A 26,309-nucleotide genomic window follows, 5' to 3' on the forward strand; every position below is an offset into this window, starting at 1 on the left:
TAATGTGAGCATTTGATATGTGGAAAGCGTTACATCAGCTGGCCCGGCCCGAACGGCTCTATCAGCTTTCGGGGCGCCTGGTGCCCTGGTTTGCGATAGCCGGCGTGGCGACATTACTGCTGGGCTGGATCTGGGGATTTGGATTTGCTCCCGCTGACTATCAGCAGGGCGACAGTTTTCGCATCATGTATATCCATGTGCCCGCTGCCATGTGGTCGATGGGCATCTATGCCGCCATGGCCGTCGCGGCGTTTACCGGTCTGGTGTGGCAGATGAAAATGGCCGATCTGGTTTCCGCCGCCATGGCACCCGTAGGCGCGGTCTTTACCTTTATTGCGCTGGTCACCGGTTCCGCGTGGGGCAAACCGATGTGGGGAACCTGGTGGATCTGGGATGCACGCCTCACCTCGGAGCTGGTGTTACTTTTCCTCTATATGGGCGTGATTGCACTCTGGCACGCGTTCGATGACCGCCGCACCGCAGGCCGGGCCGCCGGCGTCCTGATTCTGGTCGGCGTGGTCAACCTGCCCATCATCCACTTCTCGGTGCAGTGGTGGAATACCCTGCATCAGGGCTCGTCCGGCATCCTTCAGCAGGCGATTGCGCCGGTGATGCGAACGCCGCTGCGCTGGGCCATCCTCGGTTATCTGCTGCTGTTTATCACGCTGACGCTGATGCGGCTGCGCAACCTGATTCTGTTAACGGAACGCCATCGCCCCTGGGCTCTTGACGTCGCAAAACGGGGAGAGCAGAAATGACGCCGGCCTTTTCCTCCTGGCACGCCTTTTTTGCCATGGGCGGCTACGCCTTTTACGTCTGGCTGGCGGTGGCCTGCACGCTGCTTCCGCTGGCGGGACTGACGCTGCATACCCTGTTACTGCGCCGCCGCCTGCTGGCGGAGATCCGCCAGCGTGATGCGCGTGAACGTCGCATCCAGGCAGCTAAATCCAGAAAAGCCGCGGCTGAAGCGGCAGGAGAGAGTGTGTGAATAGCCGTCGACGCAATCGCCTCTGTGCGGCCGTTGCGATTCTGCTTGGCCTGGGCCTGGCCACCGCGCTGGTGATGTATGCGCTGCGCTCAAACATCGATCTGTTTTATACCCCGGGTGAAATCCTCTATGGCAAAGGCGAGGCGCATGAGAAGCCGGAGGCGGGCCAGCGGCTGCGCGTCGGTGGCATGGTGATGCCCGGCAGCGTGCATCGGGACCCGAACAGCCTGGCGGTAACGTTCAAACTTTATGATGCGCGCGGCGTCGTCAGCGTCAGTTTTGAAGGCATCCTGCCGGATCTGTTCCGAGAAGGGCAGGGCGTTGTGGCGCAGGGCGTGCTGGCGGACGGTAACCAGATCGTTGCCAGAGAAGTGCTGGCCAAACACGATGAGAAATATACGCCGCCGGAGATAGAAGACGCGATGAAGAGCAATCACAACGGCCCGCAGTCACAGTATCAGGCGGGAAATAAATCATCATGATGCCGGAAACCGGGACTTTTCTGCTTTGTCTGGCGCTGGGGCTGGCGCTGCTGCTCAGCAGCTATCCGCTCTGGGGCGCAATTCGTCAGGATGCGCGGCTGATGGCGATGGCGCGCCCGCTGGCCTGTGGGCTGTTTGTCTGCATCGCTGCAGCCTTTATGCTGCTGGTCTGGGCTTTTATCTGCAACGATTTTACCGTGGCCTATGTTGTCACCAACTCCAACAGCCTGCTGCCGGTCTACTACCGCATTGCCGCCACCTGGGGCGCGCATGAGGGATCGCTGCTGCTGTGGGTGTTGCTGCTCAGCACCTGGACCTTGGCCGTGGCGATCTTCAGTCGCGGTATGCCACAGGACGCGCTGGCGCGCGTACTGGCGGTCATGGGGATGATCAATCTTGGCTTCCTGCTGTTTATCCTGCTGACGTCGAATCCGTTTGCCCGCACGCTGCCCGACTTCCCTGTAGACGGGCACGACCTGAACCCGATGCTGCAGGATATCGGCCTGATCTTCCATCCGCCGCTGCTCTACATGGGTTATGTCGGATTCTCGGTGGCCTTTGCGTTTGCCATCGCTTCGCTGATGGCCGGACGGCTCGATACCGCGTGGGCGCGCTGGTCGCGTCCCTGGACCACCGCGGCCTGGGTCTTCCTGACTATCGGCATTGTGCTGGGCTCGGCCTGGGCCTATTACGAACTGGGCTGGGGCGGCTGGTGGTTCTGGGATCCGGTAGAGAACGCCTCGTTCATGCCGTGGCTGGCGGGCACGGCGCTGATCCACTCGCTGGCTGTCACCGAAAAGCGTGGCACCTTTAAGGCCTGGACCGTGCTGCTGGCGATCACCGCCTTTTCGCTCAGCCTGCTCGGCACGTTCCTGGTGCGCTCCGGCGTGCTGGTGTCGGTCCACTCGTTCGCTTCCGATCCGGCGCGCGGCATGTTTATCCTCGCGTTTCTGGTGATTGTCATCGGCAGTTCGCTGCTGCTCTATGCGATCAAAGGGGGGCAGGTGCGGAGCCGGGTACAGAACGAAACCTGGTCACGGGAATCCTTTCTGCTGGGCAACAATGTGCTGCTGATTGCGGCCATGCTGGTGGTACTGCTCGGCACGCTGTTGCCGCTGGTGCACAAGCAGCTGGGACTGGGCAGCATTTCGGTGGGTGAGCCGTTCTTCAATACGATGTTCAGCTGGCTGATGGCACCGTTTGCGCTGCTGATGGGGATCGGGCCGCTGGTACGCTGGCGGCGCGATGAACCGCAGAAACTGGCCAAACGGCTGGCGCTGGCGCTGCTCGTTACCCTGGCCTGTTCGATGATGATTCCCTGGTGGCTGCAGGATCGCATTGCGGCGATGACCGTGGTGGGCTTACTGATGTCCCTCTGGATCATTGTGCTGACGCTGCTGGAACTGCACGAACGCGCCACGCATCGCCATCCGTTTCTGACCGGGCTGCGTCACCTCTCCCGCAGCCACTGGGGCATGGTGCTGGGCCACCTTGGCGTCGGGGTCACGGTGATCGGTATCGCCTTCAGCACGCAGTACAGCGTGGAGCGCGACGTGCGGATGCGGGCGGGGGATAGCGTGGACATCCATCACTATCACTTTGTCTTCCGCGGCGTGCAGAACCTGCAGGGGCCTAACTACAGCGGCGGCATAGGGATTATCGATGTCACGCGCAACGGAAAACCGGAAGCGACGCTGCAGGCGGAAAAGCGCTTCTATACCGCGGCCCGAACCATGATGACCGAAGCGGCGATTGATGGGGGTTTCAGCCGCGATCTCTATGCAGCGCTGGGCGAGGAGCTGGAGGATGGCGGCTGGGCGGTGCGTATCTACTACAAACCCTTTGTCCGCTGGATCTGGGCTGGCGGCGTACTGATGGCGCTGGGGGGCCTGTTCTGCCTGTGGGATCCCCGCTATCGCTCGCGCAAAAAAGCCGCACGTGAGGAGCGCGCATGAACAAGAAAATCCTGTTTATCCCGCTGGTGCTGTTTCTGCTGCTGGCAGCGGCGCTGCTGTGGCAGCTGACCCGCAATGCGGATGGCGACGATCCGACCCGTCTTGAATCGGCGCTGATCGGTAAACCGGTGCCGCTGTTCCGGCTGGAAGCGCTCGACCAGCCCGGCAAAACCTACGACCAGCGCGTGCTGACCGATGGCAGGCCGATACTGCTGAACGTCTGGGCAACCTGGTGTCCGACCTGCCGCGCCGAACATCACTATCTGAATACGCTGGCGGAGCAGGGCGTTCGGGTGGTCGGCCTGAACTATAAAGACGATCGCCATAAGGCGGTTAACTGGCTGAACACGCTGGGTAACCCCTACGCCCTGAGTCTTTACGATGGCAGCGGCATGCTGGGACTCGACCTCGGCGTTTATGGCGCACCGGAAACCTTTCTGATCGACGGTAAAGGGATTATCCGCTATCGCCACGCCGGCGATCTCAACGCGCGCGTCTGGGAGCAGGAAGTGAAACCGTTGTGGATGAAATACAGTGCGGAGGCGGGATCATGAGATCGCTGTTACTGATCTGTGGCCTGCTGTTCAGCATCAATCTGTGGGCGACCATCGACACACTGCAATTTGACTCTCCGGCTCAGGAGGCGCAATACCGTGACCTCACCGCATCACTGCGCTGTCCGAAATGTCAGAACAACAGCATCGCCGACTCGAATGCCATGATTGCCGCCGACATGCGGCTGAAAGTTTATGAGCTGATGAAGCAGGGGCAGAGCCGCCAGCAGATCATTGATTACATGGTGGCGCGCTACGGCAACTTCGTCTCTTATTCGCCACCACTGACCCCGTCAACGCTGATCCTGTGGGCTGGCCCGGCGCTGTTTGTGCTGCTGGGTGGCGCGGTGATTATTCTGCGCAGCCGTCGGCGTCACACCCACAGTGCGCTGGATGACGCTGAGCAACAGCGTCTCGATGCCTTACTGAAGTCAGACAGGAAGCCGTCATGAGTGCATTCTGGATTACCCTTTTTCTGTTACTGCTGGCGGCCTGCACGCTGTTCCTGGCCGCGGGCTGGCGGCAGCGTCAGGCCAGCCCGGGCGACCGCGATCGCCTTAATCAGCGCTTTTACCATCAGCGGATCGATGAGCTGGCGCAGGATGAAGAGCAGGGCGTTGTTGCTGAGCGCTCAGTAATGGAGCGCGAGTTACAGCAGACGCTGCTGGCCGATATTCCGCCGGCGCAGAGCCTCCCTTCCCACAGCAGCAGCCGCTGGATTTTGCTGCCGGGCCTGCTCGTGCTGATTGGGGTGTCGCTGGGAACCTATCTGAAAACCGGCGGCCTGACACAGTACACCGGCTGGATGCAGGTGCAGCAGGCGTACCCTGCGCTGCGTGCGCGGCTGATGGACCCCGGCGCCAGACCGCTCAGCATGGAGGAGCTGGCACGTTTAGAGCTCGGATTACGTACCGCCCTGCAAACGGAACCGGATAATCTGGCCGACTGGACCATGCTGGGGCGGCTTGGCATGGTGCTGAATCAGGCTGATATCGCCAGTCAGGCGTTTGAGCATGCGTTACAGCTCTCACCCAACGATATGACGCTGAAGCAGGATTATGCAGAGGTGCTGACGCGCTCTCCCGATCCGCAGGATAACCGTCAGGCGTCACTGCTGCTGCGCGCCCTGCTGAAAGCGGAGCCGCAAAACCCGCGTACGCTTGGTCTGCTGGCATTTAACGCCTACGGCCAGCAGCAGTACGATCAGGCGATTGAGGCCTGGCAGGCCCTGCTGAACGTGCTGCCTGCCGGTGACACACGACGCGCGATGATCGCCCGCAGCATTGAGCAGGCGAGAAGTGATGCCGGAGAGCAGAGCCGTCAGCTGGCGCTGACCGTGCGGCTGACCCCGCAGGCAGAAAAAATGTTACCGCAGGACGGAGTGTTGTATATTTCGGTTTCTGACGGGACGTCACCGGTGCCGGTGGCGGTGAAGCGCATGCCGCTGAGCCACTTCCCGCTGTCGCTGACGCTGGATGACAGCAATGCCATGATGCCGGATCGCCTGCTGTCGGCGCAGCATCAGGTCGCGGTTCGGGTGCGTATCTCCCGCGACGGCAGCGCCACCCCGCAGCCGGGTGACTGGCTGGGTGAGAGCGCCGTGACGCCCTGGGATGGTCATCAGCCGATCGCGGTAGAGATTAATCAGCAGCTTCCCTGAACGTCATCAACGATCCTGTTCAGGTCGCTGCGTGCCATTGCCTGCTGCCTCTGGCATAAAGTCAGCTATGCTCATCGGGTAAGCCGATTCGACGCCGGGCTGTGCCTGAACGATGGGTAGCCCTTTTTCATCCGCACAGGGAGATTGGAATGAATTATCGCCTGACCAGCCTGGCTGTGGCCAGCGTCCTTCTGGTAGGTTGTGCCAGTTCAAAGCCGGCAAATAGCGATCCTGCGCAGCGCAGCGATCCGTTCGAAGGCTTTAACCGCACGATGTTTAACTTTAACTACAATGTGCTAGATCCCTACGTGCTGCGTCCGGTCGCTGTCGCCTGGCGCGACTACGTGCCGGTGCCTGCACGAACCGGCCTGAGCAATTTCCTCGGCAACCTGGAAGAGCCCGCCAGCATGGTTAACGCCATTCTGGTCGGTGACGGACGCGATGCGGGTATCCACTTCACCCGTTTCTTCCTGAACAGTGTGCTGGGTCTGGGTGGTTTCATTGACGTCGCCGGTAAAGCCAATCCGGAACTGGCGCGTGAACAGCCGCACCGTTTCGGCACCACGCTGGGCCACTATGGTGTCGGCTATGGTCCTTACGTTGAGCTGCCGGCTTACGGCAGCTTCACTATACGGCAGGATGGTGGTGACTACGTTGATACCCTCTATCCGATCCTCGGCTGGCTGACCTGGCCGATGTCGATTGGTAAGTGGACGCTGGAGGGGATTGAGACCCGCGCGCAACTGCTGGATTCCGATGCGATCCTGAAGCAGCAGAGCGATCCGTACGCCTTTATCCGTAATGCCTACTTCCAGCGTCACGACTTCCTGGCGCGTGGCGGCAAACTCAAGCCGGAAGAGAATCCAAACGCCGCTGCGATTCAGGATGACCTGAAGGATATCGACGCGCAGTAAACGCAGGACGCAGGCTCCCTGAGCCAGCATGCGATTCAGGGCGACAAAAAAGGGCGACTCAGTTGAGTCGCCCTTTTTAATTGTGCTATCCGGTCAGAACTTGTAGTTAAAGTTCGCGCCGTAAAGCCAGGCCTTGCCTTCTGAGTTAAAGGTATAAGGACCTTCTTTCACCGTCACTTTCTGTCCGTGCATATAGGAGATACCCAGATCGACCGAGGCGTTATCGTTGAAGGCGTACGACGTACCCGCACTCAGCCATAAACGATCCTGATCCGGGATGGAGATAGAGCGTTTATCGGCTGGGACCGGGCTGTCATCAAACGCGATACCGGTGCGGAACGTCCAGTTGCTGTCGTAGAAATAGGTGGTGCCCAGCGCGATACGGTAGGCATCGTGGAAGCTTTCATCTTTATAGAACAGCGTCTGGCCCTGAGAACCGGTGGCTTTCAGCTCCTGGAACTGACTCCAGCTGGTGTACGCCATGCTGTAGTGAACCGCCCACTGCGGAGCCACTTTATGCCAGCCCGACACTTCCCACATCTCCGGCAGATTCAGGGTTAACGCGCCCGGAACGGTCGTGCCGTTGGTACCAAAAGGCACGCCTGACACTTCCGGGTTGTTGACCGCATTCAGACGGGAGGGCAGATTACTTTTGTAATCGCCATCAAAGTCGATCTTCACCTCTGAACGATAGCTGAAGCCGAAGCGGTTATTTTCATCCACTTCATACAGGATACCGGCATTCCAGCCGTAGCCCCACTCGTCGCCTTTAAGATGGGCAACCTGCGTATCAGCCGGCACGCCCAGTCTCGCGCCTGATTCACCGGCATAGCGTTCAATTTTCGCTTTGGCATAAACCGCATCAAAACCGACGCCCACGCTGAAGTGCTCATTGAACCGGTAAGCGGTGCTGAGGTTTAAGTTGCCGGTCATCAGGTCCGTTTTACCGCCGTAGCCGCCAGCGGTGTAACCATTATTAAACTCTGTTGCTAAGCCATAGTTAGAGGTTGCCGATGCGCCAATCCACCACTGATCGTTGATGGGCTGAACGTAATGAATATTAGGTATCCACTGGTTCGGGGCGATGTTGCTGGCATCCAGGCTGCGACCCGTCGGACTACGGCCCGTGATATCCACATCCGGGTCAATATAAACCGCCCCGATGGAAAACTCCGGGCGATCCATTAACGCCATCGTTGCCGGGTTACGGCTGGCGGATGCCGCCGTATCGCCCATTGCCCCTTCGCCTGAGTAGGCGCGACCTAAACCAATCGTAGAGAACTCATTTAACTGAAACCCAGCTGCGTAAACGTGTGAAGAGACAAGCGCCACTGCAGCCGCCACGGCTGACTTTGCGAACAGGTTCTTATGGTTCATGACCACAACCTCATGTGAATTATTATTTAACGCTATAACGTCGCGTAACAAAGGACGGCGGATTGTAGGGACTGACGGTAAACGCACATATCAGACCAGTGCGGAGAGTATAGGTCCGACCTGTGTGCAAGTTGCAATATTGTTTTTAAAATATTTCAGAGTTGATCGCTTAAAATTCGATCTGCATAACAAAAAGCACCCTGATGAAGACAGCATACCGATTCCAGTTTGTTCTGGATCAATTTTTATTGTGATATTCGTCACTTAGCCACAGTCGCGTGGCGCATCTTATCGCAAGCGGGTAAAATTCCGGCCATAAAATCGCTTAACTCACCCGAAGCCGGGGCAGGAGATAAAGATGACTGATGCCATTAAAAAATGCAGTGCGACCGAAACCGCTGCCTGCTGCTGCGTTGATGTCGGCACCGTAATGGATAATACCGACTGCACCGCCAGCTGGTCAGAGTGGTTCCCGCAGCGACAGGATGCGGAAGCCAAAGCCGCCCGGCTGACTGAGCGTGCCCGTCAGGTGGAATCGGAACCCTGTGTGATTGACGTCCGGTTCAGCGATGTCGATCAGGGCGTGCAGCTGGATATCGATTTCACCTTCAGCTGCCAGGCTGAAACCCTGATTTTCCAGCTCGGCCTGCGATAACGCCTTTTACGCCGCCTCAGCGCGGCGTTTTTCAATTTCGTGTTTCCCTTCGCACTTTTTCCTTTCTGCTATTGGCGGCTCACCCGCTTGTGGTTAACACTGATCAGGTCAGACCTCTTCAGGCAATGATGCCACAGTCCCGGCTACAGGTGAGAACAATGAGCAAAGCGCAGCCGCTGCTGACGCGTGATGGCGAACGCATCGCAATTACCCACGGGTTACGAACCCCTTTCTTACGCCAGGCGACCGGCTTTCATGGCATTCCCGCCATCGAGCTGGGACGGATGGTGGTCAGCGAATTAATGGTGCGCAGTGAGTTACCGGCAGACGTGATTGAGCTGCTGGTATTTGGTCAGGTGGTACAGATGCCGGAAGCGCCAAACATTGCGCGTGAAATTGTCTTAAGCAGCGGGCTGAATGTGAATACCGACGCCTACAGCGTCAGCCGTGCCTGCGCCACCAGTTTTCAGGCGGTGGCGAATGTGGCAGAGAGCCTGATGGCGGGTACGGTTTCTGCCGCTATTGCCGGCGGGGCAGACTCCTCGTCAGTGTTGCCGATTGGGGTCACTAAAACGCTGGCCCGCGCGCTGGTGGATCTCAACAAGGCCCGCAGCCTGGGGCAGAAACTGCATATCCTTAAACGGCTGCGTCCGCGCGACCTGCTGCCGGTGCCGCCTGCGGTGGCGGAGTACTCGACCGGCCTGCGGATGGGGGACACGGCCGAGCAGATGGCGAAAAGCTACGGTATCGCCCGTGAGGCTCAGGATGCGCTGGCGCTCCGCTCCCATCAGCATGCCGCCAGAGCCTGGCAATCCGGGGTACTGAATCAGGAAGTCATGGCAGCCTTTGTACCGCCGTGGAAAACCGCAATCGATCAGGACAATAACGTGCGGATGAACGCTAAAGCAGAGGATTACGCCCGACTGCGTCCCGCCTTTGACCGCCAGCACGGCAGCGTTACCGCCGCCAACAGCACGCCGCTGACGGATGGCGCGGCAGCCCTCATTCTGATGCGGGAAGGGCGCGCCAGGGAACTGGGCGTCACGCCGCTGGGCTACCTGCGCAGCTACGCGTTTACCGCCATTGATGTCCAGCAGGACATGCTGCTGGGGCCAGCCTATGCTTCGCCGCTGGCGCTGGATCGTGCCGGGGTAAGCCTGGCCGATCTGACGCTGATAGATATGCATGAGGCGTTCGCGGCCCAGACGCTGAGCAATCTGCAGCTGTTTCGTGACGAGCGTTTCGCCCGTGAGGTGCTGAACCGGCCGCATGCGCTGGGCGAGGTCAACGAAGAGCGTTTTAACGTGCTGGGCGGTTCCATCGCCTATGGCCATCCTTTTGCCGCCACGGGCGCGCGTATGATTACCCAGACGCTTAATGAACTGCGCCGCCGTGGTGGCGGGCTGGGACTGGTCACCGCCTGCGCGGCGGGTGGTCTGGGTGCGGCAATGGTTCTGGAGGCCGAATAATGGAGCAGAATGCCTTTCAGCTGACGATGCGACAGGATCACGTCGGCATTATCACGATTGATGTCCCTGGCGAGAAGATGAACACCCTGAAAGCGGAATTTGCTGGCCAGATTGCCGCCATCATTGCGGAAGCGCGACGCGATCCGCAGCTGGCGGGACTGGTCCTGATCTCCGGCAAAACGGACAATTTTATCGCGGGCGCGGACATCAGCATGATTGACCGCTGCCAGAGTGCGCAGGAAGCTGAAGCGCTGGCGAAGCAGGGCCAGGAAGTGATGGCGATGATCGACGCGTTGCCTTTTCCGGTGGTGGCGGCCATTCACGGGGCCTGCCTGGGCGGTGGACTGGAACTGGCGCTGGCCTGTGATGCGCGCATCTGCTCGCTGGATGATAAAACCCGCCTCGGCTTGCCGGAGATACAGCTCGGCCTGCTGCCTGGCTCTGGCGGGACGCAGCGGCTGCCGCGTTTAATCGGCGTTCAGCAGGCGCTGCCGCTGATGCTGACCGGCAAAAGTCTGCGCGCGAAGCAGGCGCGAAAGCTCGGTGTCGTCGATGATGCGGTTCCCCGCCCGATCCTGCTGGAGACCGCAATTGCGCGGGTGAAAAAGGGCAAAGTCAGCGGACGCGTCCTGCCGCTGCGCGATCGGCTGCTGCATGGTCCGGTCGCCCGCCAGGCGCTGTTTGCGCTGGCGAAACGCCAGACCGCGGCGAAAACGCAGGATAACTATCCGGCCGCCAGACGGCTGATTGAGGTGGTGCGCATCGGGCTGGAGCAGGGCAGCCGCGCCGGCCATGATGCGGAGGCGCGCGCCTTTGGCGAACTGGCGATGACGCCGGAGTCCGTTGCGCTGCGCGGACTCTTCTTTGCCACCACGGCGATGAAAAAGGAGCGGGGCGGTGAAGCTGAACCCGCGACCGTGAAGCGTGTTGCGGTGCTGGGCGGCGGGCTGATGGGCGGCGGCATTGCCAGCGTCACCGCGATCAACGCCGGGTTGCCGGTGCGCATCAAAGATATCAGCCTGGAAGGCGTCAGCCATGCACTGAAAACCAGCTGGGATCTGCTCAGCAAAAAGGTCCGTCGTCGTCAGCTGACCCCGGCAGCGCGCCAGCAGCAGATGGCGCACATCACAGGTGGCATCGATTATCAGGGATTCTCGCAGCGCGACGTGGTGATCGAAGCGGTGTTCGAAGATCTTGCCCTGAAGCAGCAGATGGTGCACGACGTCGAGGCACACTGTCAGCCGCATACCCTGTTTGCTTCCAACACCTCATCACTGCCGATTGCGGATATCGCCGCCGGGGCGCAGCGTCCTGAGAATGTCATCGGGCTGCACTATTTCAGTCCGGTGGAAAAAATGCCGCTGGTGGAGGTGATCCCGCATCTGAATACTTCGGCCACGACGCTGGTTACGGTTGTGGCACTGGCGCGCAGTCAGGGCAAGACGCCGATCGTCGTTGCAGACAAGCCGGGTTTCTATGTCAACCGCATCCTGACCCCCTATATAAATGAAGCGATGCGCTGTCTGCTGGAGGAGGAGCCGATTGAGCACATCGACCGGGCGCTGGTGAAGTTTGGTTTTCCGGTTGGTCCGCTTCAGCTGCTCGATGAGGTGGGCATTGATGTCGGCAGTAAAATCAGCCCCATCCTGCATCAGGCCTATGGTGAACGCTTTGCCGCACCCGCCGCGTTTGATGCGGTGATCAGGGATGGCCGTAAGGGCCGTAAAAATGGCCAGGGTTTCTATCGTTATGACCTGCCGCGCTGGCAGCGTAAAAAACCGGACGCCTCGCTTTACAGCCTGCTGAAGGTCACGCCGCAGGCCAGGCAGAGTGGGGCACAGATTGCAGAACGCTGTGTGATGATGATGCTGAATGAAGCCGCCCGTTGTCTCGATGAGCAGGTGATTCGCAGCGCCCGGGACGGCGATGTGGGGGCGGTGTTTGGCATCGGCTTTCCGCCTTTCCTGGGCGGGCCGTTCCACTACATGGATAAACTGGGTGCGGCGGAAATGGTCAGCCGGCTGAACCGTCTCGCGCAGCAGCACGGTGAGCGATTTGCCCCCTGTGAGGCGCTGATTCAGGCGGCTGCGGAACAGACGAAATTTTACATTTCTCTGTGAAATGGAATAACGGCTCCGATTCAGCGGGTTAGAAAAGCGCCGCCCGCGTGTGCGGCGCAGCATGAATCTGAGAAGTGCTTATTTAATAAACAACCGGTTGACTATACTGAAGCCATTAGGGTAAAACACAGCGTTCATTCGCAGAGTGAAGAGTCTGACGCGTCGCGTCGGGCGATATCGACAAACAACAGCGGTGCTTTATGCAAGTTTTTATCATGCGTCACGGCGATGCGGCTCTGGAAGCAGCAAGTGATTCAGTCAGGCCTTTAACCTTATGTGGCTGTGATGAATCGCGTCAGATGGCCCACTGGCTTAACAGCCAGACGCCGGACATCGAGCGTGTCCTGGTCAGTCCCTATCTACGCGCGCAGCAGACGCTCGCTACCGTGCGTGAAGCCTATCCCCTGCCGGAAGGCCAGGACGTGTTACCGGAGTTAACGCCGGGTGGCGATCCGGGCCTGGTCGGCTGCTATCTGCAGGCGCTGGCAAACGAAGGGGTGAAATCGGCGCTGGTCATCTCCCATCTGCCCCTGGTGGGCTATCTGGTTTCCGAACTCTGCCCGCAGGAAACCCCACCGATGTTTGCCACTTCCGCCATTGCCTGCGTCGAGTTCGATCCGGCAGAGAGTGCCGGTAAACTGCTGTGGCAGGTCAGTCCGAAGAAGCTGGCGAAAGCCATCTGACGACGAGGGGCCGATGACACCGGCCCTGTCAGGGCAACTCAGGCGGTTGCCACTCCTCAATCTCAATCAGCACCAGCAGCGCAGCATCACCGCCGAACATTTTCGGCGCCTGATGAAACGCCATGACCCACGGATGCTGGGCCAGCCACAGCGGCGTCTGCTGCTTCAGAATATGTTTTCCATGTCCGGTCATGACGCTGGCGCAGAACAGATGTTCACGGCGGCAGGCGGCGATCAGTGCGCCCAGCTCCTGCTTGGCCTGCATCTGCGTTAAGCCGTGCAGGTCGAGAAAAATCTCCGGGGTATAGTCACCCCGGCGCAGTTTTTTCAGCTCAAAATGGCTGACATCGGCGCGCACGTAACGGGTAGCCCCTTCGGTCGAGAGCAGGGGCTGAAACTCATCCGAAAAGTAATGGCTGTTGTCCGCCTGCTCGGAAAGCAGACGTTTTACCGGAATCTCGCGGGTTTTTACCGGCGCTTTATGGACATAAGTGTCCTGTTTTAACTGACGTGTCCCCGTCATTAACTGGCGAAACAGCGCCTCATCATCCGGGCTTAGCGGTGTTTTTTTACTCATGGCAGGTCAGTCTTATCAGAAAAGGCTGTCACACAGCAGAGCCGATACCTTACCGTTAAGTGTCATTAATTGTCAGCTTTTTCACCTCGCTGCGCTGAATTCTCCCCGGCTTCATGGCACACTATCGGCCGATTTAGCAAAAGGCCTGCGGAGGGCTACGTGGACAAAATTTTCGTCGATGAGGCAGTGAACGAACTGCACACCATTCAGGACATGCTGCGCTGGGCGGTAAGCCGCTTTTCCGCTGCCGGAATCTGGTACGGACATGGCACAGACAATCCCTGGGACGAAGCCGTTCAACTGGTCCTGCCGTCTCTCTGGCTGCCGCTGGATATTCCGGAAGATATGCGCAACGCGCGTCTGACCGCCAGCGAGCGTCTTCTGATTGTCGAGCGCGTCATTCGTCGCGTTAACGAGCGTATTCCGGTCGCCTACCTGACCAACAAAGCCTGGTTCTGCGGTCACGAATTCTTTGTTGATGAGCGCGTGCTGGTGCCGCGTTCACCGATTGGCGAACTGATCGAGAACCGCTTTGCCGGTCTCATCAGCACGCCACCCGCGCATATTCTGGATATGTGCACCGGCAGCGGCTGCATCGCGATTGCCTGCGCTTACGCCTTCCCGGAAGCGGAGGTCGACGCCGTCGATATCTCGACCGGTGCGCTGGCGGTGGCCGAGCAGAATATTGAAGAACATGGCCTGATCAATCAGGTCACGCCGATTCGTGCCGACCTGTTCCGCGAACTGCCGCCGCTGAAATATGACCTGATCGTCACTAACCCGCCTTATGTGGATGCGGAAGATATGAACGATCTGCCCAATGAGTATCGCCACGAACCGGAGCTGGGTCTGGCGGCGGGCAGCGATGGCCTGAAGCTGGTTCGCCGCATTCTGGCCTGCGCGCCTGACTATCTCAGCGAGCAGGGCGTTCTGGTCTGCGAAGTCGGTAACAGCATGGTGCATATGATCGAGCAGTATCCCGATGTGCCCTTTACCTGGCTGGAATTTGACAACGGCGGTGACGGTGTCTTTACGCTGACGCGCCAGCAGATCGTCGACGCACAACACCATTTCTCCTTTTACAAAGACTAAAAGTGGGGCGAAGCCTCGCCCGCCGAACCCTGACAAGGAAACAGCATGGCCGGAAACAGCATCGGACAATTTTTTCGAGTAACTACCTTTGGCGAGTCCCACGGTCTTGCGCTGGGCTGCATCGTTGATGGGGTGCCACCGGGCATCCCCCTGACCGAAGCGGATATCCAGCATGACCTCGACCGTCGTCGTCCTGGCACCTCGCGCTATACCACGCAGCGTCGCGAGCCGGATCAGGTGAAAATTTTGTCCGGTGTGTTTGAGGGTGTGACCACCGGCACCTCTATTGGCCTGCTGATTGAGAACACCGATCAGCGGTCGCAGGATTATGGCGCGATCAAAGATCTCTTCCGTCCCGGCCATGCCGATTACACCTACGAGCAGAAGTATGGTCAGCGCGACTACCGTGGCGGTGGCCGCTCTTCGGCGCGAGAAACCGCGATGCGCGTGGCCGCCGGTGCGATAGCGAAGAAGTATCTGCAGATGAAACATGGTGTGGTGGTGCGCGGCTATCTGGCGCAGATCGGGGATATCGCCTGTGAGCTGAAAGACTGGAGCATCGTGGAAGAGAATCCCTTCTTCTGCCCGGATGCGGAGAAGCTGGAGGCGCTGGATGAACTGATGCGCGGCCTGAAAAAAGAGGGCGACTCCATCGGGGCTAAAGTCACGGTCATGGCTGACAACGTGCCGCCTGGCCTGGGCGAGCCGGTCTTTGACCGTCTGGATGCCGACCTGGCGCACGCGCTGATGAGCATCAACGCGGTAAAAGGGGTGGAGATCGGTGACGGCTTCGCGGTGGTCAGCCAGCGCGGCAGCCAGCATCGGGATGAAATCCGTCACGATGGTTTCCAGAGTAACCACGCCGGCGGCATTCTGGGCGGCATCAGCAGCGGCCAGACCATCAGCGCCAACCTCGCAATGAAACCGACCTCCAGCATCACCGTGCCGGGTAAAACCATTACCCGCGACGGCGAAGAGGTGGAGATGATCACCAAAGGCCGCCACGATCCCTGCGTCGGGATCCGCGCCGTGCCGATCGCCGAGGCGATGATGGCGATCGTCCTGATGGATCATCTGCTGCGCCAGCGGGCGCAGAACGGTGACGTTAACAGCACCGTGCCGCGCTGGTGATGGCATGAAGGCACTTCTGCTTACTCTGAGCGCGCTGTTGTTCAGCGCCTCCAGCCTGGCGGCGACGCCGTGGCAGCGTATTCAGCAGCCGATCAGCGGCACACCGCAGTCCATCGGCGGCTTTGCGAATGGCTGTATTATTGGCGCCCGGGCACTGCCGCTCAATTCACCCGACTATCAGGTGATGCGTCAGGACCAGCGTCGTTATTTCGGTCATCCCGATCTGATTGCGTTTATTCAGCGGCTGACGACCCGCGTGCACAACCTGCAGCTGGGTAATGTACTGATTGGGGATATGGGCATGGCGGCTGGCGGACGTTTCAGCAGCGGTCACGCCAGCCATCAGACCGGCCTGGATGTCGATATCTGGCTGCAACTGCCGAAAACCCGCTGGACCGCGCAGCAGCTGCTGAAGCCGCAGCCGCTGGATCTGGTCGGGCCGGGCGATAAAAACGTGATTGCGCGCCACTGGCAGCCGGAAATCGACAGCCTGATTAAACTGGCGGCGAAAGATGATGATGTCACGCGCATCTTCGTTAACCCGGCGATTAAAAAGCAGCTTTGTGCGGATGCCGGTGCCGATCGTGACTGGCTACGCAAAGTGCGCCCCTGGTTCGCGCATCGGGCGCATATGCATGTGCGGCTGCGCTGCCCGACCGGCAGTATCGGTTGTGAAGATCAGCCGCCACCGCCTCCGGGCGATGGCTGTGGCGCAGAGCTGCAGAGCTGGTTCCTGCCGAAGCAGCCCGGATCGGGCGCGCCGGTGAAACGTGAACCGCCGCCGTTACCGCCTGCCTGTCAGGCTCTGCTGGATAAACATCTACTGTAAGGGATTCCATGGAGTGGTTCGTGGTCAGTCCGCTGCTGGTCGGGCTGCTGTTTCTGATTGCCATGCTCGCCGGTTTTATCGACTCGATTGCGGGTGGCGGGGGGTTACTGACGGTGCCGTCGCTGCTGGCGGCGGGTCTCTCACCGGCTCAGGCGCTGGCGACCAATAAACTGCAATCGGTCGGCGGGTCGTTCTCCGCCAGCCTCTACTTTGTGCGACGCGGCGCAGTTAATCTGAGTGAGCAGTGGCTGAATATCGCCATGACGCTGCTGGGGTCCGTGCTGGGCGCGGTGCTGATTCAGCGCCTGCAGGCGGACTTTCTGCGTCAGATGCTGCCGCTGTTTTTGATCGCGATTGGCTTGTGGTTTCTGCTGATGCCGCGTCTCGGTGAAGAAGACCGGGCGCGTCGCCTGCACGGCCTCGCCTATGCGCTGGTCGGGGGCGGTGCCGTGGGCTTCTATGACGGATTTTTCGGGCCGGGCGCGGGCTCTTTCTATGCGCTGGCCTTCGTCACGCTCTGCGGTTACAACCTGGCGAAGGCGACAGCCCATGCCAAAGTTCTCAACTTCACCTCTAACGTGGGCAGTCTGCTGTTCTTTATGTTCGGCGGCAAAGTGGTGTGGGGAACCGGCCTGATTATGATGCTCGGCGCGTTCTGCGGCGCGCGTCTGGGCGCCCGGCTGGTGCTGAGCCGCGGGCAGAAACTGATCCGCCCGATGGTGGTGATTGTCTCTGCCGTAATGAGCATAAAACTCCTGTGGGACAGCCATGGCAGCGCCGTGATGGCGTGGCTCTCCACACTGCAATCGTAACTTTTTACGTGATAACGTCATGAACCCGACCCATCATTATGAACAGCTGATTACGCTGTTCGATCGCTGCTTCAGCGATGAATTTCAGACACGCCTGATTAAAGGCGACGATGAACCGATCTATCTTCCTGCTGATGCAGAGTCGCCGTGGAACCGGGTGGTTTTTGCCCACGGCTTTTACGCCAGCGCCCTGCATGAGATCTCTCACTGGTGCATCGCCGGAGAGGCACGCCGTAAACTGGTCGATTTTGGCTACTGGTACTGCCCGGATGGCCGCGATGCGCTGACCCAGAGCCAGTTTGAAGCCGTTGAAGTGAAGCCACAGGCGCTGGAGTGGATGTTTTGTATGGCGGCGGGCTTTCCCTTCAACGTCAGTTGTGACAATCTCGACGGAGATTGTGAGCCGGATCGCATTGCGTTTCAGCGTAAGGTACATGCTCAGGTCATGAGCTATCTGACGTCGGGTATTCCCGCGCGTCCCGCGCGTTTTATTACCGCCCTGGCGGAATTTTATGGCAGGCCTTCATTAACAGCGGCGCAGTTTCCCTGGCCGGACGATCTGTGATGCAGGATGACATTATCAAAAGAGGAATTGAGATGATCGCAGAATTTGAAGCGCGTATCCTGGCCCTGATTGACGACATGGTCGAGCATGCCAGTGACGATGAACTGTTCGCCAGCGGTTATCTGCGCGGGCATCTGACCCTGGCGGTCGCTGAAGTGGAGCAGCTGGATGAGCATACGCCAGAAGCGCTGCAGGTTCAGGTGACCCGCAGCCTGCAGAACGCCATTGCCGCAGGCGAACTCTCGCCGCGCGACCAGGCGCTGGTGGTCGGCATGTGGGACAACCTGTTTGTTCAGGCGCGCCAGCTCTCCGCATGATGTGACAGGGCGGTAAGCGCCGCCCTGCAGACCCGCTTTACACCGCTTTTCCCTTCAGCAGTTTCCTGACCCAGTAGCGATTCGGATTGAGTGCCGCCAGCGTGGTCGCATCCAGCGGCTGTGGCTCACCCGCCAGCTGGGCGGCCAGCACCTCGGCTGCCAGCGGTGCGCTGCACAAGCCGCGCGAACCCAGCGCACCAAACAGATAAAGTCCCGGCAGATCGGGCGCGTCAGCAATCTGACTGCCTGCCGCAAGCCGGGCCGGTAAATCGGCATACTGTGCCAGCGTCGCGGCATAATCGGGCACGCCGCCCACCATCGGCAGGTGATCGCGCGTGGCGCAGCGCACGCCCATTCTGGCTTCTCCCTCACTGACATCCACCGTTTCCGCCCAGCGGCTGCCAGGCAGACAGTGCAGCAGGCGAAGGCGATTCTCCTGCTGATCCGCCTCGCGATAATGCGTTGCGGTTTCACCACGATGGTAGCTGGCACCAATACAGTGGGTACCAAACTGGGTGCTGACCGGCGTCAGATAGCCGTCGTAACAGAGCACGGTCTGCAGCGCGCTGAGGGCAGGCGTGGCGGGAACATGGCTCACCTGACCCGCTACCGGGTAGGCTGGCAGCGGGGCGCTTTGCGCAAAGTCGGCGATCGCGTGACCGTTTGCCAGGACCACCGCGGAATGGTGAACCGCCGGGCGGTCGCTGAAGGTCAGCGTCCAGCCATCCTCCTTTTGAGAAAGCCCGCTTACCCGGTGCAGCCAGTGAATGCGTAAGCCCTGTGTTTCGCCATGGGCGAGCAGCGCGGTGGTCAGCTCAGCCGGTGAGAGCCAGCCGCCCTCCGGATAGAAAATGCCGCCGCAGCCCAGCGCTACCTTCGCCCGGTTTTCCGCCTCTGCGACATCGACGCCGCAGGCGAGGGTTTCAGGCAGATCCATCGCCAGCATCTGTTCGATCTTTTTGCGGCTCTTTTCATCCCAGCCCAGTTGCAGCACGCCACTCCACTCATGCTCAAAGGTGGCCCCGCTCTGGTCGTAGAGTCGCCGGGCAAAGCTGAATGCCGCCGGGAAGAAGGTGGCGAGGGCCGGGTCGTGCTGATTGAGCAGCGGATAGAGTGCGCCCTGCCGGTTACCGGAGGCACCCAGCGCGGGCGCCTCATCGGCGCAGTAGAGCGTCACCCGCCAGCCTCGGCGCAGCAGCGCCAGCGCCAGGGTCGCGCTGGCCACGCCGCCGCCAATCAGGGCAACTTCCTGCTGCGCCGCCGGACAGCGATGATACCAGGGCTGCGTGCCGGGGAGCAGAGGCGCATCCTGCAGGCTGCCGCACAGCATTTCGCGCTTCGGGCCAAATCCTTTGCGGCGGGTGACGTCAAATCCCGCCTCCTGCAGACCGCGCCGCACAAACCCTGCAGCAGTAAAAGTCGCGAAAGTCCCCTGTGGACGCGCCAGCTTCGCCATCATGTTGAACAGCGCGGGCGTCCACATATCGGGATTCTTTGCGGGCGCGAAGCCATCGAGGAACCAGGCATCGACCTGACGATGCAGGCTCTCATCCACCTTTTCCATCAGCAGGTTGATATCACCCAGCCACAGATCCAGCGTGATGCGCCCGCCGTCAAACAGCAGTCGCTGGCAGCCGGGCAGGGCAGCGGGCCACTGGGCCTGCAGCGCTTCTGCCCAGAGGGCAAGTTCGGGCCAGTGCTGATGCGCCGCGATCAGATCCGCGCGGGTTAACGGAAATTTCTCAAAGCTAATGAAATGCAGACGTTTTACTGTCGCACCAGGCTGTTCACGCTGAAAGGCGTCAAAGGCCTGCCACAGAGTAAGAAAATTCAGGCCGGTACCAAACCCGCTTTCCGCCACGATCAGGAGATCGCGCGGATGCGCCGCAAAACGCTGCGGGAAACCGTTGCCGCCAAGGAACACATAGCGTGTCTCTTCCAGACCGTTGTCGTTAGAGAAATAGACGTCGCCAAACGCTCGGGAAACAGGTGTACCCTGTTCATTCCAGTTTAGCTGCGCATGTTTAACCGGGGTTAATTTCACGGGAAAGGCTCGTTTTTCAGGCAGTGGCGCGATTTTAACGACCCAGGTCACATGACGCAAATTTACAAAAGGAAATAGCTGATCGGACTTGTTCGGCGTACAAGTGTACGCTAGAGTGCATGCCAATTACGAAGAAGTGGATGAGGAAGATTGAATGAAACGTGCTGTGATTACTGGCTTAGGGATCGTTTCCAGTATTGGTAATAACCAGCAGGAAGTGCTGTCATCTCTGCGTGAAGGACGCTCTGGCATCACCTTTTCTGAAGAGATGAAAGATTCCGGCATGCGTAGTCACGTCTGGGGTAACGTCAAATTAGATACCACCGGCCTCATCGATCGCAAAGTTGTGCGCTTTATGAGTGATGCGTCCATCTATGCTTATCTCTCCATGGAAGAAGCGATTAAAGATTCCGGCCTGACTGATGAAATGTATCAGAGCAACCCGCGTGTAGGTCTGATTGCAGGTTCAGGCGGTGGTTCCCCGCGCTTCCAGGTTTTTGGTGCTGATGCAATGCGCAGCCCACGCGGCCTGAAAGCGGTTGGCCCTTACGTGGTCACCAAGGCGATGGCTTCTGGCGTCTCTGCCTGTCTCGCCACGCCATTCAAAATTCATGGCGTAAACTACTCGATCAGTTCCGCCTGTGCCACCTCTGCGCACTGTATCGGTAACGCCGTTGAGCAGATTCAGCTGGGCAAACAGGATATCGTTTTTGCCGGCGGCGGCGAAGAGCTCTGCTGGGAAATGGCCTGTGAGTTCGACGCCATGGGCGCGCTCTCTACCCGTTACAACGACACACCAGAAAAAGCGTCACGCACCTATGACAACGAGCGCGACGGTTTTGTTATCGCCGGTGGCGGTGGCATGGTGGTGGTTGAAGAGCTGGAGCATGCGCTGGCTCGCGGTGCACACATCTATGCCGAAATCGTCGGCTATGGTGCGACCTCTGACGGTGCAGACATGGTTGCGCCTTCAGGTGAAGGTGCGGTGCGCTGCATGAAGATGGCAATGAACGGCGTCGACACGCCAATCGACTATCTGAACAGCCACGGTACCTCTACGCCAGTGGGCGACGTGAAAGAGCTGGGTGCGATTCGTGAAGTGTTTGGCGAGAAAACCCCTTACATTTCAGCAACCAAAGCAATGACCGGTCACTCACTGGGTGCGGCTGGCGTGCAGGAAGCGATTTACTCGCTGCTGATGCTGGAGCATGGCTTTATCGCGCCAAGCATCAACATCAACTCACTGGATGCAGCTGCCACCGGCATGAACATCGTGACTGAGCCGATGGAAAAAGAGCTGACGACCGTGATGTCCAATAGCTTTGGTTTCGGTGGCACCAACGCCACGCTGACCATGCGTAAATATCAGGCGTAATCTTTTACGTCAGCACGCTGAAGGGCCGGCTTTGCCGGCCCTTTTGTTTTCTGGCTTGCTGTAAACCAAAGCCGGCCAGATTTATCCCTCCCGCTGCAGCAGCCTCAGCAGTTTATCGCACCCTGCCACAATCTCATCAGGCGTCAGCGCGGCGAAGCCGAGTATCCAGCCCTGCTGAGACGCGGAGCCGGCATAGAGCGGGCTGAGACGAGGCAACAGCAACCCCTGTTGTGCCGCGAGCGCGGTTAAGCGCGCTTCATCCTGTTCCACTGTCACCGTCAGCTGGAGTCCGCCGCCACTGGCGATGGGCGTGATCCACGGTGAGAGTCGCTGCGCAATCTGCTCCAGCAACCGATCGCGACGGCTGTGATAGAGCTGACGCATCAGCCGCAGATGAGTGGCAAAATGTCCCTGCTGCAGAAAGGCCGCGGTAATCGCCTGGGGCAGCAGGGCGCTGTGTCCATCCAGCACGCTGCGAGCCTGGCCCAGAGGGGCAATCAGCGCGGGAGGCACCACCATCCACGCCAGACGCAGTGAAGGGAACAGCGATTTCGAAAAGGTGCCGAGCGTAATGACCCGCTGATGACGGTCCAGTCCCTGCAGCGCAGGAATCGGGCGCTCGTCATAATGAAACTCGCTGTCGTAGTCATCTTCAATCAGCCAGCTTTGGTTGCGCTGCGCCCAGGCGAGCCAGGCGAGACGGCGGGGCAGGCTCAGCGTTACCCCGGTCGGATAGTGGTGTGAAGGGGTCAGATACATCAGCTTTGCACTGCCGTGACCCGGCACTGCGCCTTCGGCATCGACGGTTATCCCGTGCACCTTTGCGCCTGCGGCGAGCAGCGCGTTTCGTGCGCCGGGATAGCCTGGCTCCTCTATCCACACATCATCTCCGGGATCGACGAACATCATCGCCAGTAACTGTAGCGCCTGTTGCGAACTGGTCAGGATAATCACCTGCTCCGGCTGGCACTGCATACCCCGCGAGAGCGCCAGATAATCAGCAATCGCACTGCGCAGCGGCAGGTAGCCGCAGGGATCGCCATATCCCATGGCGGCGCTGCCCAGCGAACGCTGCACGCTGCTGCTCAGGCGTCGCCAGCTGTCATGGGGAAAAGCGCGTAACTCCGGGGAACCGGCGGCAAAGGCGTGAGGAAACGGGGGATCCTGACAGCCTCCGGTTGCCAGCACCTGCTGACCCCGCGCTGAGAAACGGGCGGGCTGAACGCGTGCCGCTGAAGCGGTGCCTGCGGGAATCGTGATGGCCACAAACGTTCCGCGACCGATCTCGCGTCGCAGATAGCCTTCGCTCTCAAGCTGACCATAGGCGGCCTCCACCGTGACGCGTGAAATCCGGAGATCCTGCGCCAGCTGGCGACTGGAGGGCAGCTGCTGACCGGCGTGCAGATGATGCCGGTTAATGGCCAGCCGCAGGGTGGTGCAGAGGCGCTCACGCACGCCGCCGCTGGCCTGATGCTGGAAAAGCTGCAACAGTGGAGAACTCATATGGGTCTTATTCCTGGCGCAAAATGGGTATCAGCAGGCAGTCCACTCTGCCGTAAACTGCACGCTCACTTCAACAGGAGAATCGCGATGTCATCTGTATTACATTTTCCCGCCGCCACGCCGCAGCAAAGCCTCGACTATCTGCAGGCAAAACTCGCTTATTATACAGACGCCTGGGATCTGGCGGAGGATCTGGCCCGGAATCTGCCTGGCATTCAGGTGATCGATGCGCGCGCACCAGCGGCTTATCGCGCCGGCCATATCAGCGGCGCGATTAATTTTCCCCACCGTGAGATCAATGCTTCCAGCTGCGAGCCGCTCGACCGCGACCGCGTTTATGTCACCTATTGCGACGGCATCGGCTGTAACGGCTCGACGAAAGCGGCTCTGAAGCTGGCGGAACTGGGATTTCAGGTGAAGGAGCTGACTGGCGGGCTGGATTTCTGGAAACGGGAAGGTCATCCGCTGACCTGGGGGGCGGCACCGGGCGAATGGCCCGTTACCGCACCCGATGCATCCTGTGGCTGCTGACCTAGAGCACCAGCCAGAGCAGAAGGGTGATCACCACCAGCGCAACAAACAGACCCAGCAGGGGACGCTGCGCCAGGGGCTGCAGCGGTGACGGCAGCGAGGCGACAAAGGGCGACCAGATTGGCTGCGGTTTGATCTCACTGGCGGCCAGCGGCTGTTCGTGAACTTTCTCGGCACGATCGGCGCGACGGCTGAACAGGAAGTTCAGCAGATCCTGCGTCTGCGTCACGGTTAGCACCGTCTGCGGTGTGGCCTGAAAACGCTGCTGGCTGTACTCCTCCAGGCTATGCCGCTCGTGCTGATCCAGCGGCTGTTTCAGCGAGGCTTCCAGCAGCTGTAAGGTCGGTGCGCTGTGCTGACTCAGCGTCTGACGTACCTGCAGATACTGGGTGAGCAGCGGGAAATGGCGCGAGGGGATGGGATCGCCGCTGGTCAGTCCGACCAGTTTCAGCGCCGCCGTCCAGAGTTTGCCAGTCGGTTCTCCGGTGGCGGCGGCCAGTCGGACCACCTGCTGATTGAGCGTCTGATGCTCCGCCGGGAGCAGGGTCCGATCGCTGACGCGGCTCTGCTGCGGCTGCGGGATCGCCATCTGCCCGTTCTGCAGCATCGTCAGAACCTGACGCAGCTGGTCCTGGCTCAGCGAGCTCAGAACGGTCTGACCAAACTGCTGGCGGATAAAGTCACTCACCGCCTGACGGTTATTGCCCTTCGGCAGCAGTTCTGTGAGCTGAGTCATCAACTGACGCGTGGCATGGCCATTCTGCGCCTGAGTCAGACGACCATTGAGATACTGCTCCGCAGCCGGAAAGTGACGCGACTGCAGCTCCGCCTCACTCTTCACGCCCACCTCATGCCGGACGCCCGCCCAGAGTTCAGGTGCCTTCAGATTGCTGAGCGATAAGATACGCACGATCAGGCGTTCTAATGTCGTGCGCTGAGCCGGGGAGAGGGGCTGTTCACCCGCCACAGAACCGTGACGTGTTACGCCGGTTTGCGGATTAAGAGATGAATGATCGCCGACCGGCACACCGGGGCCGCTGAGAGGTTGCATGGCGGATTCCTTGGGAAAACAGAACAGCGTCGGGTGCGCCGGAAAAAGAATAGGCCATGATAGCAAAAGCCCCCGCGAAATCCCACGGGGGACGCACAGTTCAGCGTGAGATTTACTCTTCAGCCAGTCTGAGGCGATAGCGACGCCAGCGTTTCCAGATCGGTGGCAGAACCAGCACCGAAATCGCCAGCACCAGCAGCACTTTGCAGATAGGACTTTCCCACAGAATAACCAGGTTACCGTTACTGATTGAGAGGGCACGACGCAGGTTCTGCTCCAGCATCTCACCCAGCACAAAGCCCAGAATCAGCGGCGACATCGGAAAGTCCATCTTGCGCAGAATATAACCAAAGATTCCCAGGCCGACCATCAGGAGCAAATCGAAAGTGGTGCTGTGCACGGCATAGACGCCCACCGCGGAGATGGCGGCAATTGCCGGCACCAGGAACCAGAGCGGAATGCTCAGCATCCGGGCGAAAACATTGATCATCGGAATGTTCATCACCAGCAGCATAACGTTGCCAATCAGCAGTGCCGCGATCAGACCCCAGACGATATCTGGCTGCTCAACAAACATCGCCGGACCTGGCGTGATGTTATAGAGCGTTAAAGCGCCGACCATCACCGCTGTGGTGCCGGAGCCGGGGATACCCAGCGTCAGCATCGGGATAAAGGAACCACAGGCTGAGGCATTATTTGCCGCTTCCGGTGCGGCCACACCGCGAATATCCCCTTTCCCGAACTGTTCACTGCCGCTGATTTTTTTCTCCGTCATGTAGGCGATAGCGCTGGCAATGGTCGCTCCGGCGCCAGGCAGAACGCCGACAAAGAACCCCAGAAAAGAGGAGCGTAGCGTCGCGCCTGTGGCCATCGCCGCCTCCTTCATGTTGAACATCATGCGGCCGCTTGCCCGCACCGCTTTCTGGCCGCTACTGGTCGACTCGAGCATCAGCAAAATTTCACTGACCGAGAACAGACCAATGACAACGACCACAAACTGAATGCCGTCAGAGAGATGAACGCTGTCAAACGTGAAGCGATAGACGCCGGTATTGGCATCCACCCCGACCGTGGCCATGCCCAGGCCAATGAGCGCCGAAAGAAAAGATTTCAGCGGATTGTGGCTCATCATGCTGCCCAGGCAGGCGATGGCAAACACCATCAGGGCAAAGTACTCTGCCGGTCCAAACGCCAGTGACCAGCTGGCCAGCAGCGGGGCGAAGAGAATAATGCCGACGATAGCAATCGTGGAGCCAACAAACGAGCTGACCGCCGAAATGGAGAGCGCGACGCCCGCTTTGCCCTGCTGCGCCATCGGATACCCATCCAGCGCGGTCATGATTGCGCCGGCATCGCCCGGGACGTTGAGCAGAATGGAGGAGATGCGCCCGCCATACTCACAGCCGATATAAACCGTGGCCAGCAGAATCAGCGCCGACTCGGCCGGCAGGTGCAGCGCAAAAGCCAGCGGCATCAGAATGGCTACGCCATTGATTGGCCCCAGGCCAGGCAGCAGGCCAACAATGGTGCCGATAAAGCAGCCGATCAGGGCGATCAGCAGATTCTCTGGCGTCATGGCGACGGCAAAGCCCTGCATTAAAAAGGACCAGGTATCCATGATGCTC

Annotated in this window: 26 protein-coding genes; 20 read left to right on the forward strand and 6 right to left on the reverse strand. The window is 59.6% G+C overall.

All coding sequences use genetic code 11. The annotated features are described in order from the left end of the window. Positions 1-17 precede the first annotated feature (17 nt). The 8 genes from OJ965_RS08100 to mlaA all read left to right on the forward strand — a co-directional run bounded on the left by OJ965_RS08100 (position 18) and on the right by mlaA (position 6,553). A complete protein-coding gene (locus OJ965_RS08100; protein ID WP_058956857.1) occupies positions 18-758 on the forward strand; it encodes a heme ABC transporter permease in 741 nt (246 codons plus the stop codon). Beyond that, the gene (gene ccmD, locus OJ965_RS08105; protein ID WP_265138742.1) at positions 755-988 is read left to right on the forward strand and encodes a heme exporter protein CcmD; all 234 of its coding nucleotides are present in this window, start codon (positions 755-757) and stop codon (positions 986-988) included. The genes OJ965_RS08100 and ccmD overlap by 4 nt, the downstream gene beginning before the upstream one ends. Next, on the forward strand, positions 985-1,470 hold the full coding sequence (gene ccmE / locus OJ965_RS08110) for a cytochrome c maturation protein CcmE (protein ID WP_009088922.1): 486 nt from the start codon (positions 985-987) through the stop codon (positions 1,468-1,470). The genes ccmD and ccmE overlap by 4 nt, the downstream gene beginning before the upstream one ends. Further along, entirely contained in the window at positions 1,467-3,425 is a 1,959-nt protein-coding gene (locus OJ965_RS08115; RefSeq protein WP_265138744.1) for a heme lyase CcmF/NrfE family subunit, read from the forward strand. Before ccmE ends, OJ965_RS08115 begins: the two co-directional genes overlap by 4 nt. Further along, complete coding sequence (locus OJ965_RS08120; protein WP_265138745.1) at positions 3,422-3,979, forward strand: DsbE family thiol:disulfide interchange protein; 558 nt, start codon at positions 3,422-3,424, stop codon at positions 3,977-3,979. The genes OJ965_RS08115 and OJ965_RS08120 overlap by 4 nt, the downstream gene beginning before the upstream one ends. Further along, on the forward strand, positions 3,976-4,431 hold the full coding sequence (locus tag OJ965_RS08125; RefSeq protein ID WP_181405338.1) for a cytochrome c-type biogenesis protein: 456 nt from the start codon (positions 3,976-3,978) through the stop codon (positions 4,429-4,431). Before OJ965_RS08120 ends, OJ965_RS08125 begins: the two co-directional genes overlap by 4 nt. Then, positions 4,428-5,639, forward strand: a complete 1,212-nt coding sequence (gene ccmI, locus OJ965_RS08130; protein WP_265138749.1) for a c-type cytochrome biogenesis protein CcmI — start codon at positions 4,428-4,430, stop codon at positions 5,637-5,639. The genes OJ965_RS08125 and ccmI overlap by 4 nt, the downstream gene beginning before the upstream one ends. Positions 5,640-5,788: 149 nt before the next feature. Then, a complete protein-coding gene (mlaA, locus tag OJ965_RS08135; protein WP_140923029.1) occupies positions 5,789-6,553 on the forward strand; it encodes a phospholipid-binding lipoprotein MlaA in 765 nt (254 codons plus the stop codon). Between the two features lie 93 nt (positions 6,554-6,646). Here mlaA and fadL read toward each other — a convergent pair whose 3' ends face one another. Continuing rightward, on the reverse strand, positions 6,647-7,930 hold the full coding sequence (gene fadL, locus OJ965_RS08140; RefSeq protein WP_009088934.1) for a long-chain fatty acid transporter FadL: 1,284 nt from the start codon (positions 7,928-7,930) through the stop codon (positions 6,647-6,649). A gap of 358 nt (positions 7,931-8,288) precedes the next feature. On the opposite strand from fadL, the gene OJ965_RS08145 reads away from it, so the two are divergent. The 4 genes from OJ965_RS08145 to sixA all read left to right on the forward strand — a co-directional run bounded on the left by OJ965_RS08145 (position 8,289) and on the right by sixA (position 12,857). Then, on the forward strand, positions 8,289-8,585 hold the full coding sequence (locus OJ965_RS08145; RefSeq protein WP_009088938.1) for a YfcZ/YiiS family protein: 297 nt from the start codon (positions 8,289-8,291) through the stop codon (positions 8,583-8,585). Between the two features lie 158 nt (positions 8,586-8,743). After that, positions 8,744-10,054, forward strand: a complete 1,311-nt coding sequence (gene fadI, locus OJ965_RS08150) for an acetyl-CoA C-acyltransferase FadI (protein WP_154927575.1) — start codon at positions 8,744-8,746, stop codon at positions 10,052-10,054. Next, positions 10,054-12,174, forward strand: a complete 2,121-nt coding sequence (gene fadJ, locus OJ965_RS08155) for a fatty acid oxidation complex subunit alpha FadJ (RefSeq protein WP_265138754.1) — start codon at positions 10,054-10,056, stop codon at positions 12,172-12,174. The genes fadI and fadJ overlap by 1 nt, the downstream gene beginning before the upstream one ends. Before the next feature lie 200 nt (positions 12,175-12,374). Further along, positions 12,375-12,857: a phosphohistidine phosphatase SixA gene (gene sixA, locus OJ965_RS08160; protein ID WP_009088942.1), complete on the forward strand. Its 483-nt coding sequence runs from the start codon at positions 12,375-12,377 to the stop codon at positions 12,855-12,857. A 28-nt stretch (positions 12,858-12,885) separates the two neighbouring features. On the opposite strand, the gene smrB is transcribed toward sixA, so the two are convergent. After that, complete coding sequence (gene smrB / locus OJ965_RS08165) at positions 12,886-13,434, reverse strand: endonuclease SmrB (RefSeq protein ID WP_009088943.1); 549 nt, start codon at positions 13,432-13,434, stop codon at positions 12,886-12,888. A gap of 159 nt (positions 13,435-13,593) precedes the next feature. Here smrB and prmB point away from each other — a divergent pair, with 159 nt between their 5' ends. Genes prmB through OJ965_RS08195 form a run of 6 tightly spaced genes read left to right on the forward strand, consistent with a single transcriptional unit; the run spans position 13,594 to position 18,180 of the window. After that, complete coding sequence (gene prmB / locus OJ965_RS08170; RefSeq protein ID WP_265138757.1) at positions 13,594-14,526, forward strand: 50S ribosomal protein L3 N(5)-glutamine methyltransferase; 933 nt, start codon at positions 13,594-13,596, stop codon at positions 14,524-14,526. 45 nt (positions 14,527-14,571) lie between these two features. Further along, positions 14,572-15,657, forward strand: coding sequence for a chorismate synthase (gene aroC, locus OJ965_RS08175; protein WP_009088945.1), 1,086 nt, complete (start codon positions 14,572-14,574; stop codon positions 15,655-15,657). Between the two features lie 4 nt (positions 15,658-15,661). Further along, positions 15,662-16,486: a penicillin-insensitive murein endopeptidase gene (gene mepA, locus OJ965_RS08180; protein ID WP_058956866.1), complete on the forward strand. Its 825-nt coding sequence runs from the start codon at positions 15,662-15,664 to the stop codon at positions 16,484-16,486. A gap of 8 nt (positions 16,487-16,494) precedes the next feature. Further along, positions 16,495-17,298, forward strand: a complete 804-nt coding sequence (locus OJ965_RS08185; RefSeq protein WP_009088951.1) for a sulfite exporter TauE/SafE family protein — start codon at positions 16,495-16,497, stop codon at positions 17,296-17,298. A 19-nt stretch (positions 17,299-17,317) separates the two neighbouring features. After that, the gene (locus tag OJ965_RS08190) at positions 17,318-17,863 is read left to right on the forward strand and encodes an elongation factor P hydroxylase (RefSeq protein ID WP_154927577.1); all 546 of its coding nucleotides are present in this window, start codon (positions 17,318-17,320) and stop codon (positions 17,861-17,863) included. A gap of 32 nt (positions 17,864-17,895) precedes the next feature. After that, a complete protein-coding gene (locus OJ965_RS08195; RefSeq protein ID WP_009088954.1) occupies positions 17,896-18,180 on the forward strand; it encodes a YfcL family protein in 285 nt (94 codons plus the stop codon). A gap of 37 nt (positions 18,181-18,217) precedes the next feature. On the opposite strand, the gene mnmC is transcribed toward OJ965_RS08195, so the two are convergent. Beyond that, complete coding sequence (gene mnmC, locus OJ965_RS08200; RefSeq protein ID WP_265138763.1) at positions 18,218-20,224, reverse strand: bifunctional tRNA (5-methylaminomethyl-2-thiouridine)(34)-methyltransferase MnmC2/FAD-dependent 5-carboxymethylaminomethyl-2-thiouridine(34) oxidoreductase MnmC1; 2,007 nt, start codon at positions 20,222-20,224, stop codon at positions 18,218-18,220. A gap of 154 nt (positions 20,225-20,378) precedes the next feature. On the opposite strand from mnmC, the gene fabB reads away from it, so the two are divergent. Further along, positions 20,379-21,599, forward strand: a complete 1,221-nt coding sequence (gene fabB, locus OJ965_RS08205; RefSeq protein WP_009088958.1) for a beta-ketoacyl-ACP synthase I — start codon at positions 20,379-20,381, stop codon at positions 21,597-21,599. Between the two features lie 81 nt (positions 21,600-21,680). Here fabB and pdxR read toward each other — a convergent pair whose 3' ends face one another. Next, a complete protein-coding gene (pdxR, locus tag OJ965_RS08210) occupies positions 21,681-23,102 on the reverse strand; it encodes a MocR-like pyridoxine biosynthesis transcription factor PdxR (protein WP_167431385.1) in 1,422 nt (473 codons plus the stop codon). Between the two features lie 87 nt (positions 23,103-23,189). Between pdxR and OJ965_RS08215 the strand changes: the two genes are divergently transcribed. Next, positions 23,190-23,633: a rhodanese-like domain-containing protein gene (locus OJ965_RS08215; protein ID WP_009088961.1), complete on the forward strand. Its 444-nt coding sequence runs from the start codon at positions 23,190-23,192 to the stop codon at positions 23,631-23,633. Between the two features lies 1 nt (position 23,634). Here OJ965_RS08215 and flk read toward each other — a convergent pair whose 3' ends face one another. Beyond that, positions 23,635-24,684, reverse strand: coding sequence for a flagella biosynthesis regulator Flk (gene flk / locus OJ965_RS08220; RefSeq protein WP_265138766.1), 1,050 nt, complete (start codon positions 24,682-24,684; stop codon positions 23,635-23,637). Between the two features lie 112 nt (positions 24,685-24,796). Next, positions 24,797-26,302 carry a tripartite tricarboxylate transporter permease gene (locus OJ965_RS08225; protein WP_009088963.1) on the reverse strand — a complete coding sequence of 502 codons (1,506 nt, stop codon included), beginning with the start codon at positions 26,300-26,302 and terminating at the stop codon, positions 24,797-24,799. Between the last annotated feature and the right edge of the window lie 7 nt (positions 26,303-26,309).

Source organism: Pantoea anthophila (genome assembly GCF_026104315.1).
Taxonomy (GTDB): Bacteria; Pseudomonadota; Gammaproteobacteria; order Enterobacterales; family Enterobacteriaceae; genus Pantoea; species Pantoea anthophila.